Below are 14,473 nucleotides of genomic sequence, written 5' to 3' on the forward strand. Positions count from 1 at the left end.
CTGCAGCGCCACCAGGCCGCCGCCGAGCAGCAGGGCGATGGCGATGACGCCTTCGATGCTGGCCCAGAACACCCGCTGCGGCACCGGCGCGTTGACCTTGCCGCCGGCGGTGATGGTGTCGATCACCAGGGAGCCGGAGTCCGACGAGGTGATGAAGAACACCACCACCAGCACGATGCCGATAAAGGAGGTGATGGCGGTCAGCGGCATTTCGCCGAGCATGCTGAACAGCTTCAGCTCCAGGCCGGCGTCCTGGGCGCCGGTGAAGCCGTCCACCAGCAGCTGGTTGATCGCGGTGCCGCCGAAGGCGGTCATCCACAGCACCGAGACCAGCGACGGCACCAGCAGCACGGCGATGAGGAACTCGCGCACGCTGCGGCCGCGACTGACTCGGGCGATGAACATGCCGACGAAGGGCGACCAGCTGATCCACCAGGCCCAGTAGAAGGCGGTCCAGCCCTGGCTGAAGTTGGCGTCCTCGCGGCCGATGGGGTTGGACAGCGCCGGCAGGTACTGCAGGTAGGCGCCGAGGTTGTGGAAGAAGCCGGTGAGGATGGCCAGGGTCGGCCCGACGATGATGACGAACAGCAGCAGCGCCAGGGCCAGCGCCATGTTCAGTTCGGACAGGCGCTTGACCCCCTTGTCCAGGCCGGCGACCACCGAGGCCAGGGCGATGACGGTGATGGCGACGATCAGCAGCACCTTGCTGGTGTCGCTGGCGTTGATGCCGAACAGGTATTCCATACCCGCGGCGGCCTGCTCGGCGCCGAGGCCCAGCGAGGTGACCAGGCCGAACAGGGTGGCGAACACCGCGAGGATATCGACCACGTGACCCGGCCAGCCCCATACCCGCTCGCCGAGGATCGGGTAGAAGATCGAGCGGATCGACAGCGGCAGGCCCTTGTTGAAGGAGAACAGCGCCAGCGCCAGCGCGACTATGGCGTAGATCGCCCAGGGGTGCAGGCCCCAGTGGAAGATGGTGGCGGCCATGCCCAGGCGCACCGCCTCCTCGCTGTTGCCGGCGGCGCCGGCGAGCGGCGCCCAGTCGGTGCGCACGCCGTCCTCACCGACCGTGACCCCACCCATCGCCGCGCTGTAGTGCGACATCGGCTCGGACACGCCGTAGAACATCAGGCCGATGCCCATGCCGGCGGCGAACAGCATGGAGAACCAGCCCGCGTAGCTGTAGTCGGGCGTGGCGTCCTTGCCGCCGATGCGCACCCTGCCCAGCGGCGAGACGATCAGGCCGAGGCAGAGCAGGACGAAGACGTTGGCGGCGCCGATGAAGAACCAGGCCATGTGGTGGGTGAGCCAGTCGCGCAGCGCGCTGAACAGCGGCTCGACCTGGTTCTGCAGGGCCAGGGCCAGCACCACGAAGATCACCGCGACCAGCGCGGAGATGCTGAAGACCTTGCCGTGGATATCCATCGAGAAGATGAATTTGCCCTGGATGTTGTCCTGACCGATGACGTAGTCGGTGTCGATCAGGTTGGCAGCGCCGGTCGGGGCCGGAATGCCGTCGGGGGTTGCCGCTACGGGTGGCGGGGTCATGTCATGCGAAGGGACGTTTCCCATATGGCGTGCTCCTTGATGCGTTTGACTCGCTGAACGAGCGTGAACAGGACGGTCTGCCCTCCTCGAGTAAAGACGACCCACCTTTGGGTCGAACCGACAAGGGTAACAGATGAAACCGGCTCATGCAGAAACAGGCCTGCATGAAAACGGCAAATACAACGGCTTAACCGCCCCCTGCCATTCACCGCGGGGCCGTGGCAGGATGGCCGGCGAACGGCGCGCAACGCCCGTGGTCAGCTGGATACGGCCCCCGCAGCGAGGAAGTCCATGGAGTTTGGCATCCCCCACCTGTTCGCCTGGCTGATCGCCGCGATCCACGGCCTCGGCGTGCTCGCCGCGATCCATGCGGTGCTCACCGTGCGCACCGCCCAGGGCGCCCTGGCCTGGGGCCTGTCGCTGTTCTTCATGCCCTACCTGACGCTGCTGCCCTACCTGGTGCTCGGCCGCAGCCGCTTCGATGCCTATGTCAAGGCGCGCCGCCAGGCCGACGCCGAGATGCGCCAGGCCATGACCGCGCAGGACTGGCGGCCCTGGGTCGAGGAAGCCAAGGCCGCGCACCAGGCGCCGGCCTACCAGCACCTGCGCGCCCTGCCGCGGCTGTCGCAGATGCCCGGCCTGACCGGCAACCGGGTGCAGCTGCTGATCGACGGCGAGGCCGCCTTCGCCGCGCTGTTCGAGGCGCTGCAGGGTGCGCAGCGGGCGATCCTGCTGCAGTTCTTCATCATCCGCGACGACGCCCTCGGCCGCCGCCTGCAGCAGCTGTTGCTGGCCCGCGCCGCCGCGGGGGTGAAGGTGCATGTGCTCTACGACGGCATCGGCAGCCACGCCCTGCCGCGGCCCTATATCGATGCGCTGCGCGCCGGCGGCGTGCAGATCCACGCCTTCCCCACCCGCGGCGGGCTGTTCAACCGCTTCCAGCTGAATTTCCGCAACCACCGCAAGATCGTCGTGGTCGACGGCCAGATCGGCTTTCTCGGCGGGCTCAACGTCGGCGTCGAGTACCTCGGGCAGAAGCCGCCGCTGGCGCCCTGGCGCGACACCCACGTGGAGGTGCGCGGCCCGGTGGTGGCCAGCCTGCAGGAGGCCTTCGCCGAGGACTGGTTCTGGGCCTGCCACCAGTTGCCGCCGCTGCTGCTGCCGCACAAGCAGGACGAGCCGGGGGTGCTCTGCCAGGTGATCGCCAGCGGCCCGGCCGACCCGCAGGAGACCTGCTCGCTGCTGTTCGTCGAGGCGATCCAGGCGGCGCGGGAGCGGGTCTGGCTGAGCAGCCCCTACTTCGTCCCGGACGAGGCGGTGTCCGCGGCGCTGCGCCTGGCGGTGCTGCGCGGGGTGGACGTGCGCATCCTGCTGCCGGCGCGCCCCGATCACCGGGTGGTCTACGCCGCCTCCAGCCTGTACGCCTTCGAGGCGCTGCGCGCCGGGGTGCGGATCTTCCGCTACCAGCCGGGCTTCTTGCATCAGAAGGCACTGCTGATCGACCAGAGCGCCTGCCTGCTGGGCAGCGCCAACCTGGACAACCGCTCGTTCCGCCTGAACTTCGAGGTCAGCCTGCTGACCCTGGACACGGCCTTCGCCGAGCAGGTGGCGAGCATGCTGGAGGAGGACTTCAGCCGCTCGCGCGAGCTGGTCAACGCCGACCGACGCAACCTGCACCGCCTGCAGCAACTGGGCATGCGCGTGGCGCGGCTGATCTCGCCGATTCTCTGAGCCGCGACTATGGTTAAGGGGCCGCCCGCTGCTTGCCGTCAGCGAGACCCCGCGATGAAGACACCGCTCGCCCTGCTGCTCTGCCTTTGCCTCTGCCTCGATGTCCTGGCGCAGGAGCCGATTCGCGTCGGCGTCGAGCTGCAACCCTACCAGCCCTACTCCGACGTGCACGGCAGCGAGTACCGCGGCTACGCCCGCGAGCTGCTGGACGCCTTCGCCGCCGAGCGCGGCTACCGTTTCGTCTACGCGCCGCTGCCGGTAAGGCGCCTGCTCGGCGATTTCCTCGGCGGCCGGCTCGACCTCAAGTTCCCCGACCACCCGCAATGGAACGCCGACCGCAAGGCCGGCCACGCCATCCGCTACAGCCAGCCGGCGGCGCCTTACGTCGACGGCATCCTGGTCAAGCCGGCGCACCTCGGCCAGGGCCAGGCGCGCATCCGCCTGCTCGGCACGCAGAACGGCTTCACCCCCTGGCCCTATCTGGAGGAGATTCGCGCCGGGCGCATCAAGCTGATCCAGGCCAACCAGATCGACTCGCTGCTGCGCATGGCCATGAGCGACCGGGTCGACGCGGTGTACCTCAACCCGCGGGTGGTGGCCCACCACCTGCGTCAGCTAGGCCTGGCGCCGGACGCCCTGGTGTTCGATGCGCAGCTGGCGCACGTGGAGGATCACTACTACCTGTCGAGCATCAAGCGCCCGCAGCTGATTGCCGAGTTCGACCGTTTCCTGCTGGAGCGGGGCGAACTGGTGGGGGAAATCCGCCGTCGCCACGGGCTGTGAGCCGGCCCGTGGCGATGCGGCGGTGGATCAGTACTTCCAGCTGACGCTCATGCTGGCGTTGCGCGGGGCCGCGTAGTAGGCCTGGCTCCAGTAGAGGCTGGTCAGGTACTTCTCGTCGGTAACGTTGTTGAGGTTGGCCGAGACGCTCCAGTTGGGATCGATATCGTAGCTGGCCATCAGGTTGACCACCGCATAGGCATCCTGCTCGGCGATGCCGTTGTACACCTTGTCCTGCCAATTGAGGCTGGCACCGACCTTGAGCTGCTCCAGGCCGGGAATGCGGTAGGTGGTGGAAGCCTTGAACATATGCTTGGGCGAGTAGGTCACCGCGTGCTTGTCCTCGGCGTCGGTGATGTCGACGAAGGTGTAGCCGGCCATCGCCTGCAGGCCCGGCAGCAGTTCGCCGGAGACCTCCAGCTCGTAGCCCTCGCTGGTGATGCCTTCGACGGCGCGGTAGATGGTGGTGGAACCGACCATGCCCGCCACTTCGGCGACGTTGTCCTGCTCGGTGCGGAATACCGCCAGGGAGACATTGACGCGGTCGTCGAACAGCTCGCCCTTGATCCCGGCTTCGTAGTTGACCCCTTCCACCGGCGCCAGGCGCGAACCGGTGATATCGGTCTTGGTCTGCGGGTCGAAGATCTCGGTGTAGCTGGCGTAGACCGAATATTGCTCGGTGAGGTCGTAGACCAGGCCGGCATAGGGCACCACCTTGCCGCTGTTCTTCGAGGATTTCGCCAGGCCGTAGTTGGTGCCGTCGCTCTTCAAGTCGACCACCCGGGTACCGGTGATCAGGCTGAGGTCGTCGGTCAGGCTCCAGCGCGCGGCGCCGTAGGCGCTCTTCATGCGGTCGGTGAAATCGCTGCCGGCGGTGCCGGCGTCGTTACGCGGCTGCGGGTAGTTGCCGTCCCACTCTTCCAGCGGCGGCAGGGCGGTGCCGGTGGAGGAGTCGTACCAGGAGATGTCCTCCAGCTCCGAACGCGACCAGCTGGCGCCGAGCACCGCGTCGTGCTCGCGGCCGGCCAGGGCGAAGGCGCCGCTGAGCTGCAGGTCGGCGATCAGCTGGGTGTTCTTGTCCTTGTACTCGGAGGGATAGCTGAACAGCCCCAGGCCGGTGGTGCGATCCGGGGTACCGTAGACGTAGAACAGCGAGCCGTCGCCCTCCTTCTTCACATGGGTCAGCACGGCCTTGGCCTGCCAACCGTTGCCCAGGTCGTGGGCCAGTTCGGCGAAGGTGCGGTTCTCCTGCACGTCCCAGTAAGCCCAGTCGGCCGAGGTGCTGGTGGAACGCGAGTAGTCGGTCTTCGAACCGTCGCTGTAGTTGAGCGGCAGTGCGCCCCACATCGGCGAGTTGGCGTCGCTCTTCTGCAGGGTATGGCCGATGGTGAACAGGGTCTTGTCGCCGAGGTCGGCCTCCAGCACGCCGTGGAACACGTTCTTCTCGCGCGAGTACATGTCCAGGTAGGAGTTCTTGTTCTCGTGGGCGTAGACCGCACGGCCGCGGATGTTGCCGGCGTCGGTCAGCGCGCCGGAGACGTCGGCGTCGATGCGGCGCTTGTCCCAGGAACCGCCGGTCAGGTCGATGCGCGCCTGCGGCGTGGCGGTCGGGCGCTTGCGCACGAAGTTGATGGTGGCCGAGGGGTTGCCGGTGCCGGACATCAGGCCGTTGGCGCCGCGGATCACCTCGACGCGCTCGAACACCGCGGTATCGATATCGCCTTCGACGTTGCCGTAGACGAAGGGAATGCCGATGCCGTCGTACTGGAAGTTGGTGATGTCGAAGCCGCGGGCGGTGTAGTAGGTGCGGTCGGTCTCAACCTCCTGCACCTGGATGCCGGTGGCCATCTTCAGCGCGTCGTTGACGCTGTCGAGGTGGAAGTCGTCGAGCTGGGCGCGGGTGATGGTGGAGATCGACTGCGGGGTCTGCCGCGGGGTCAGGTCCAGCTTGGTCGCGGCGCTGCTGGGCTGCGACTTGTAGCTGTCGACTTCGGCCGCTTCGGCGGCACCGACCACGGTCTGGGCATCCAGCTCGAGCTGTTCCTGCTCGGCGGCCAGGGCCTGGTTGAAACTGCAGGCGGCCGCAATCGCCACGGCCAGGCGGTTTTTTCTACTGAACAAGGGACTTCTCCTAATGCGCTGTCGATGGCTGCGATTCGTCCCTTGGCAGCCGGATGCCTCATTGGCAGTGCATTCGCCATGGGTGCAAATGCTAATAATTATCGACAGGATTCTCGCAATAGAATGCTTCCCGCGTCAATACGAATTATTTACATCTACATTTGAGGGTCATTGCCTGCGCAGGCTGCCGCAGTCCGCACCCACCCAGCGCGCGCGGCTTTCCATGCTGCTGGGCTGGCCGTTGTAGGTGCCGGTGACCTTGGTGGTGAACTCCCGATCGCTGACGAACTGGGTCTCCCCTTCGCCCTGGGCATCCGGGCAGGTGAAGCGGAAGCGCCAGCGCTGGTCGCTGCGTTCGAGAATCTCGTTGCTGCAGCCGGACTCGGGGTCGTGCAGGGGAATGTCCTGGGCGGCGATCTGCTCGGCGGTCAGGCACATCTGCACGCCGCCGGCGCCGAGCTTGATGCCGCGCTCGGCCATCATGCTTTCCATCATCTGCCGCTGCTCGGGCGGCAGGTTCTGCATCTGCGCCAGCATCTGCTCCATGCCGGGCATGGCCTGACCGCCCACCTGCATGTTGTGCGAGCTGACTTCCCAGACGCCGGGCTGGATGTCCAGGGCGCTGGCCGTCAGGGGGGACAGACAGAGAGCGAGCGGAAGGGCGAAACGAAAGATGGGGCGCATGACAGGTCTCCTGGGCAGGTGGTTAGCCAAGCCTAGCAGGCCGCAGACGAACAAAACCCCCACCGGCCTGCGCCGTATGGGGGTTCTCTTCTTTTCCGCCCGGCACTTGTGGCGCCGGAAGCCTGGTCCGCTCTGGCGAACCTAGCCCGCGTCAGCCGCGGGGGAGCCCAGCTCGCAGCTCCAGAGTTCCAACGCCGGCTGGCTCGCTTGTGGCGGGCCGAGCCAGTCGCTCATCGGGCGACAACGCTGGTCGATACAGAGTTGGTAATCCCCGGCTTCGGGCGTACGCCCGACTCGCAGGGGTTGCAAAGGCGGTAGCCGACGCTGGTAGTGCCAGCTGCCATTGCGCAGTTCGGCGCCGTCGGGAATCTCCATCCCGGCGCCGGAACCCTTGACCCGCGCCTCGCCGAGGACCAGGCCCTCGGCGGTGACGCGGTAATCCTCTTCCCAACGGATCTTCTCGATGCTGTGATCCCAGGCCAGGGTGAAGGCCGGCACGGGCAGCTCTGCCCATACAGCGCCGGCCAGCCCCAGGCACAGGCCGATCACGCCAGCGCCGCCTGGGCGCGACGGGCGCGCCAGATGTGCTGACCGATGAAGATGACGCTGAGGGCGAAGCCGATCTCGTCGCTGATCGGCGTGGCCAGGATCAGGCTGGCGCCGGCGGCGAAGCCCAGGGCACGTTCCCACCAGCTCAGCTTGGCCTGCAGGAAGCCGGTGAACACCGCGCCCCAGATGCCGATGGCCAGCAAGGCCTTGAGGCCCACGTAGACGGTCGCCAGCAGGCTGTCGCCCTGCAGCATCAGCGCCGGCGAGTAGACCGCCATATAGGGCACGACGAAGCCGGCCACGGCGATGCGCACCGCCCACAGGCTGATCTTCAGGCCGCGCTCCTTGGCGATCGGCGCCGCGGCGAAGCAGGCCAGCGCCACCGGCGGGGTGAGGTCGGCCATGATGCCGAAGTAGAAGACGAACATGTGCGAGACGATCAGCGGCACGCCCAGTTCCAGCAGCGCGGGCGCGGCGATCGAGCTGGTGATGATGTAGTTGGGGATGGTCGGGATGCCCATGCCCAGCACCAGGCAGGTGAGCATGGTCAGCACCAGCGAGAGAAACAGGTTGTCCTGGCCGATGGCGAGGATGTAGCCGGCGAAGGTGGAGGCCACCCCGGTCAGCGACACCACACCGATGATCACCCCGACCAGGGCGCAGGCGATACCCACCGGTACGGCATGGCGCGCACCTTCGACCAGCGCGTGCAGGCACAGGGTCAGGGTGTCGCGGCCGCCCTTGACGAACCAGCAGGCCGCCACCAGCAGGCCGATGACGCCGAACACCACGCCGATGCCGAGCTGGAAGAAGCCGGCGCATAGCACGCCCAGGGCGATCCAGAAGGCGAAGCGCATGGCCTTGGACGACACCCGCAGGATGATCGCCGAGCCGAGGATGACCATGGCGGTCAGGGCCAGACCGACGGTGCCGGAGAACAGCGGCGTACGCCCGGAGAACAGCAGGTAGATCAGGATCAGCAGCGGGATCAGCAGGAACCAGCGCTCGCGCACGGCCTTCCACGGGTTCGGGCATTCGTCCTTGGGCAGGCCGCTCAGGTTGGCGCGCTTGGCCTCCAGGTGGACCATCCAGAACACCGAGCCGAAGTACAGCAGCGCCGGGATCAGCGCGGCCTTGGCCACCTCGAAGAACGGCACGTTGATGGTCTCGGCCATGATGAAGGCCACCGCGCCCATGATCGGCGGCATGATCTGGCTGCCCATCGACGAGGTCGCCTCGACGCCGCCGGCGAAGGCCGGGCGATAGCCGAAGCGCTTCATCAGCGGGATGGTGAACTGCCCGGTGGTGACCACGTTGGCCACACCGGAACCGGTGATGGTGCCCATCAGCGCCGAGGACACCACCGACACCTTGGCCGGGCCGCCGACCTTGTGGCCGAACAGGCCCATGGCGAAGTCGGTGAACAGCTTGATCATCCCGGCCTGCTCGAGGAAGGCGCCGAACAGGATGAACAGGAAGATGTAGGTGGCCGAGACGTAGGTCGGCGTGCCGTACAGCCCCTCGGTGCCGAACGACAGCTGGTTGACGATCTGGTCGATGCCGTAGCCGCGGTGCATCAGGTCGCCCGGCAGGTACTGGCCGAACAGGCCGTAGACCAGAAACATCGCGCAGATGATCGGCAGGGCGATGCCCATGACCCGCCGTGCGGCCTCGAACACCAGCACGATCAGGGTCAGGCCGATGAGCATGTCGGCCGTGGTCAGGTCGCCCGAGCGCTGGATCAGGTCCGCCTCGAAGTACCACTGGTAGCCCGCCGTGGCCATGCCGGCCAGGCCCAGCAGCCAGGCCAGCGGTTGCCAGGGGCGCTTGGCGCCGAAGGCCGGCACGCTGATGAACACCAGCAGCAGCAGGAAGCCGACGTGCACCGCACGCAGCACCTGGGTCGACACCGGGTGGAAGGCCGCGGTGACGATCTGGAAGATGGAAAACAGCAGCGCGACGGCAAAAAGCGCCTTCGGCCAGTCGGACGGGCTGGCGCCCAGACCCTGATTCTGCTCACTCATGGAGTGCAAACCTCGTGACTACTTCGATACGGAGACAGAGTCGCCAACAAAACCCACCGCCTGTGAACGCCGGTTTTATTCGCGATTCTGCGTCGGATGGGTCGGCCGCAATGCGGCCAGCCCCATCGCCGGCGGGCTGCCTCGAAACCTTGTCGCGGCGGCGATCCGCAGGGTGTCGCGGGGCCGCCCAGGCCATGCGCACCGGTGATCGTTGCAACGCTGCCGAGACAGCCCACCAGGGCCGTGGCGCCATGCCACGGCCCGCCCTGCATCAGAGCGCGCCGGCTTCCTTGTAGAAGCGCTCGGCACCCGGGTGCAGCGGGATCGGCAGGTTCTGCGTGGCGCTTTCCAGCTTGATGTCCTGGGCCGCGGAGTGGGCGGTGCCGAGACGATCCAGGTTGTCGAACATCAGCTTGGTCATCTGGTAGGCCACCTCGTCGGAGACGCCTTCATGGCTGACCAGGATGTTGGTGATGGCCACGGTGGGCACGTCGCTATCCTGGCCGTCGTAAGTGCCGGCCGGGATGGTGGCGGCCTGGTAGGCGGCGTTGTCGATCTTCGCGGTGACTTCGGCCGGGATGGCGACGAAGCTGATCTTCATGGTCGAGGCCAGGTCGCGGATGGCGGCCATGCCCAGCCCGGAGGACTGCAGGGTGGCGTCCAGCTGGCGGTTCTTGATCAGCTCGACCGACTCGGCGTAGGGCAGGAACTCGACCTTGCCCATGTCCTCGTAGCTCAGGCCGGCGGCTTCGAAGATGGCGCGGGCGTTGAGCTCGGTGCCGGACTTCGGCGCGCCGACGGAGATGCGCTTGCCCTTGAGGTCGTCCAGGGTCTTGATGCCGGATTCGGCGTTGGCGACGATCTGGATGTAGTTCGGGTAGGTGCCGGCGATGGCGCGGATCTTCTTCAGCGGCGCCTTGAAACCGGCGTCTTCCACGCCGTTCCAGGCATCGGCCACCGAGTCGCCGAGGGCGAAGGCCAGTTCGCCGCGACCGGCCTGCAGCAGGTTGAGGTTTTCCACCGACGCCTTGGTCGCCTGCACCGAGGTCTTGGCGCCGTCGATGCCGTTGCTGTACAGCTGCGACAGGGCCACGCCGATCGGGTAGTAGACGCCGCTGGTGCCGCCGGTCAGCACGTTGATGAAGGTCGGTGCGGCGAGCACCGCGGTGCTGGCAGTGATGGCCGCGGCAGCGGCGAACAGGCTGAGTTTCTTGGTCAGTCGCATGGAAGTATCTCCGTCGTTGTTATGGCTTTATGCAGAGTTTCACTCTAGACGACGCCGGTCAGGCGACGTCGGCGGTGCGCGATCAGCGGCACAGGGTGCAGCGTCGGACAAGGGCCGCGGCTGGCGCGGTCGAGAGGCGGCCCATGCACGGCAGCATGGCGCGGAAGACTGGGCAGTTCATGGGCAGACCTCTTGTCGTTGTTATGGTCGCCGCGGCGGCAAGCTGCCGGGCGACTGAAACAGTCATAGCAGATGCCGTGCCAGGGCCTGAAAGGCCCGCAATAGAGGGGTTTAATCGAAAGACGGGGGGCGTCGCTGAGCGGGAATCCGCCTAGCCCTGTGACGCAGTCGGCAAAAATCCGCTTATCGGGTCACCCGGATGCAGGCCAGCAAAGCCATGGCCCGCCGGCGGGCGATCGGCGTTACCAACATCGCCGGCAGGCGGGCTCCTAAGAGGGGGGTTATTCCTCGCCGCCGGGCAGATAGTCGCCGCGCGCCAGGCCGTGGCGCTGCATCTTCTCGTTGAGGGTGCGGCGCGGCAGCTGCAGCATCTCCATCACCGCGGCGATATTGCCCTGGCATTGCAGCAGGGCGTTGTGCAGGCATTGCGCCTCGAAGGCCTCCATCTGCTGGGCCAGCGCCTGGCCGGCGAAACGCTCGGCCGGCGGCGGGCTGGACAGGCCGAGGGCATGGCGCTCGGCGGCGTTGATCAGCTCGCGCACGTTGCCCGGCCAGTCGTGGCCGAGCAGCCGCGCCAGCTCGCTGGGCGCCAGCGGTGGCACCTCGCGGCCGTGGCGTTCGGCGGCGGCGCGGGCGAAGTGCTCGAACAGCAGCGGAATGTCCTCGCGGCGCTCGCGCAGCGGCGGAATCTGCAGGGTGGCGACGTTCAGACGGTACAGCAGGTCCTCACGAAAGCGACCGGCCTTCACCTCGCCCTGCAGATCCGGCTTGGCCGCGCTGATCACCCGCAGGTCGACCTGGATGCTCTTGTTCGAGCCCAGGCGTTCCAGGGTCTTCTCCTGCAGCACGCGCAGCAGCTTGACCTGCTGCGCCAGCGGCAGACTCTCCACCTCGTCGAGGAACAGGGTGCCGCCGTCGGCGTGCTCGATGCGGCCGATGCGCTTGGCCTGGGCGCCGGTGAAGGCGCCGCTCTCGTGGCCGAACAGCTCGCTCTCGAAGATGGTCTCGGGAATCGCCGCGCAGTTCAGCGCGGCGAAGGCCTTGCCGGCGCGCGGGCTGAAGTCGTGCAGACAGCGCGCCACGCGCTCCTTGCCGCTGCCGGTCTCGCCGCGGATCAGCACGTTGACCGAGGTGCCGGCCAGCTCGAGGATCTGCCGGCGCAGGTTCTCCATCGGCCGCGAGATGCCGATCAGCTGGCTCTCGATACGGCCCTTGTCGGCCACCTGCTGGCGCAGCTGGCGGTTCTCGCAGACCAGGCGGCGCTTGTCGAGGGCGCGGCGCACGCTGTCGAGCAGGCGCTCGGGGGTGAAGGGTTTCTCGATGAAGTCGTAGGCGCCCTGGCGCAGCGCCTGCACCGCCATGGGCACATCGCCATGGCCGGTGACCAGGATCACCGGCAGGTCGGCGTCCAGCGCCAGCAGCTTGTCGAGCAGCTGCAGGCCATCGCTGCCGGGCATGCGTACATCGCTGACGACTATGCCGGGGTAGTCGCGATAGACCAGGGCCAGGGCCTCGGCCGCGCTGGCGCAGCTGCGCACGGTGAAACCGGACAGCTCCAGCCACTGCTGCACTGCCTCGCGAATCGCCGCCTCGTCGTCGACCACTATCACCTGAGCGCTCATGGCACCTCCTCTCGAAAACGGCGGGCAGTGTAGCCCACAAGATTCAACGCGGTCCGTAGGGTGGATGACGCTGTTTTCATCCACCATGGTTGCCATGGCCTGGTGGATGGGTGAAGCGCCATCCACCCTACGCACCACCAATTCCCCGGATTGCAGCCGGGCTACGGAGCGTGCACGGGCCGTGGGCGGGGCTTTAACCGCGAAACATCGGCGCTGCTGTCGCGGCTATAGCCCCCTGCCACAGGGTCACGGCGCCGCCGGCAAGCTCAGGGTGAACCGCGCACCGCGCTCGCCGTTGTGCGCCTGCAGGCTGCCGCCCAACTCGCGGACGATGCCGTAGGACACCGCCAGGCCGAGGCCCAGGCCCTGGCCCACCGGCTTGGTGGTGAAGAACGGCTCAAACACCCGGCCCAGGGTTTCCTCGGCGATGCCGCCGCCGCTGTCCTCGACGCTCAGCAGGCAGGCGTCGCCGTCGCGGGCGATACGCACCTCGAGGATGCGCGCCTCGCTGTCGGCCATGGCGTCGAGGGCGTTGTGCAGCAGGTTGAGCAGCACCTGCTCGAGGCGGATGGCGTCGCCGAGCACCTCGGCCTCGTCGTCCACCCGCGTGCGCAGTTCCACCTGCTCGCTGCGCATGCGCGGCGCCAGCAGCTGCAGCGCCTGTTCCAGCACGTCACCCAGGCACAGACGCTCGCTGAGGCCGGCCGGGGTCTTGCGGGCGAAGGTCTTCAGGTGGCCGGTGAGCGCGGCCATGCGCTGCAGCAGGCCGTCGATGCGCTGCAGGCCCTCGCGCACCGCTTCCGGCCGGCCGCTGTCGAGGAGCAGGCGCAGGCTGCCGAGCTGCATCTGCAGGGCGGTCAGCGGCTGGTTGATCTCGTGGGCCAGGGCCGCCGACATCTGCCCCAGGGCGGCCATCTTGGCGGCGTGCACCAGGCCGTCCTGGGCCTGGCGCAGCTCGGCGGTGCGCAGCTCCACCTCGCGCTCCAGGCGCTCGCGGATGCCGGCCTGCAGGCGCTGGTTCTTGCGCCGCTGGGCGAGGAACAGCAGCAGGAAGGCCAGGGTCATCCACACCCCGGCGGCGGCCAGGCGGTAGCTGCGCACGCTGTCGGCCAGGCCGGACGGCTCGCCGAGCAGGTGCAGGGTCCAGCCCTCCTCGGGCATGGCCAGGCGCTGCCAGAGGTAGTCGCGGCTGCCGTCCGGGCCGTCCACCCGCACCCACTGGGCATCCTCGTCGATGCGCCGGTGGACCTCCTGAGCCAGCGGCTGCAGCGCCTGTTCGGCGTACTTGCGCACCTCCACCAGCTCGGCCCGCGCCTGCTCGTCGAGCGCCTGCAGGGCGCGGAAGCGCCAGGCCGGCTTGTTGCTGAGGATCACCACCTGGTAGCTGTCGGCCACCAGCAGCACGCCGGGCTGGCCGACCCATTCGCGCTGCAGCTCCTCCAGCTCCAGCTTGACCACCAGCACGCCGAGCAGGCTGCCGTCGTCGTCGCGCACCACATGGGAGAGGAAGTAGCCGGGGATGCCGGTGGTCACGCCGACCGCGAAGTAGCGCGCGCCCTCGTCGCGCAGGGCGTCCTGGAAGTAGGGGCGGAAGGCGTAGTTGTTGCCGACGAAGCTGCTCCAGTCGCGCCAGTTGCTCGCTACCAGGGTCTCGCCGCGGGCATCGAGCAGGTACAGCACGGTGGAGCCGGCGGCGGCGTTGAGCCGTTCCAGGCGCTGGTTGAGGGCATGGCGCAGCTGGCGATCCTGCGGCGCGCGCAGCAGGCTCTTGATGTCGCTGTCCAGCGCCAGCACCTCGGGCACCGAGCTGAAGCGCTCGACCAGGGTGCGGATCGACTGGGCGTAGAGCTGCAGCTGGCCGCGCGCCTCGACGCTGCGCTCGGCCCAGGCGCGCTGCTCGGCATGGCGCCCGCCCAGCCAGACGCTGAGCAGCAGGCCGGCGAGAATGGCCAGAACGGTGAAGGCGACGCGGTAGCGGTGCTGCTGCGGCATGGGCGGCTCGGAGG

10 protein-coding genes are annotated in these 14,473 nt (G+C 67.8%); 2 read left to right on the forward strand and 8 right to left on the reverse strand.

The genetic code is table 11. The features are described 5' to 3' along the window. A partial coding sequence (locus tag EA796_RS22335; protein WP_147459078.1) for a BCCT family transporter occupies positions 1-1,575 on the reverse strand: 1,575 nt, incomplete at its 3' end. Between the two features lie 267 nt (positions 1,576-1,842). Between EA796_RS22335 and cls the strand changes: the two genes are divergently transcribed. Beyond that, a complete protein-coding gene (gene cls / locus EA796_RS22340; protein WP_122110218.1) occupies positions 1,843-3,282 on the forward strand; it encodes a cardiolipin synthase in 1,440 nt (479 codons plus the stop codon). A gap of 54 nt (positions 3,283-3,336) precedes the next feature. Further along, on the forward strand, positions 3,337-4,065 hold the full coding sequence (locus EA796_RS22345) for an ABC transporter substrate-binding protein (protein WP_122110219.1): 729 nt from the start codon (positions 3,337-3,339) through the stop codon (positions 4,063-4,065). Between the two features lie 27 nt (positions 4,066-4,092). Here EA796_RS22345 and EA796_RS22350 read toward each other — a convergent pair whose 3' ends face one another. From EA796_RS22350 to EA796_RS22385, 7 genes are all read right to left on the reverse strand, one after another. Further along, positions 4,093-6,183: a TonB-dependent siderophore receptor gene (locus EA796_RS22350; RefSeq protein WP_122110220.1), complete on the reverse strand. Its 2,091-nt coding sequence runs from the start codon at positions 6,181-6,183 to the stop codon at positions 4,093-4,095. A gap of 168 nt (positions 6,184-6,351) precedes the next feature. Then, a complete protein-coding gene (locus EA796_RS22355) occupies positions 6,352-6,867 on the reverse strand; it encodes a DUF3617 domain-containing protein (protein ID WP_021442330.1) in 516 nt (171 codons plus the stop codon). A 141-nt stretch (positions 6,868-7,008) separates the two neighbouring features. Next, complete coding sequence (locus EA796_RS22360; protein WP_021442331.1) at positions 7,009-7,416, reverse strand: DUF1850 domain-containing protein; 408 nt, start codon at positions 7,414-7,416, stop codon at positions 7,009-7,011. Next, entirely contained in the window at positions 7,413-9,440 is a 2,028-nt protein-coding gene (locus tag EA796_RS22365; RefSeq protein ID WP_021442332.1) for a TRAP transporter permease, read from the reverse strand. Before EA796_RS22365 ends, EA796_RS22360 begins: the two co-directional genes overlap by 4 nt. Positions 9,441-9,711: 271 nt before the next feature. Next, on the reverse strand, positions 9,712-10,665 hold the full coding sequence (locus tag EA796_RS22370; RefSeq protein ID WP_021442333.1) for a TAXI family TRAP transporter solute-binding subunit: 954 nt from the start codon (positions 10,663-10,665) through the stop codon (positions 9,712-9,714). Between the two features lie 461 nt (positions 10,666-11,126). Next, positions 11,127-12,467: a sigma-54 dependent transcriptional regulator gene (locus tag EA796_RS22380; RefSeq protein WP_122110222.1), complete on the reverse strand. Its 1,341-nt coding sequence runs from the start codon at positions 12,465-12,467 to the stop codon at positions 11,127-11,129. Between the two features lie 246 nt (positions 12,468-12,713). Continuing rightward, the gene (locus tag EA796_RS22385) at positions 12,714-14,459 is read right to left on the reverse strand and encodes an ATP-binding protein (RefSeq protein ID WP_021444349.1); all 1,746 of its coding nucleotides are present in this window, start codon (positions 14,457-14,459) and stop codon (positions 12,714-12,716) included. Positions 14,460-14,473 lie beyond the last annotated feature (14 nt).

Origin of the sequence: Pseudomonas sp. AOB-7 (genome assembly GCF_003696305.1) — a bacterium.
Lineage (GTDB): Bacteria > Pseudomonadota > Gammaproteobacteria > Pseudomonadales > Pseudomonadaceae > Aquipseudomonas.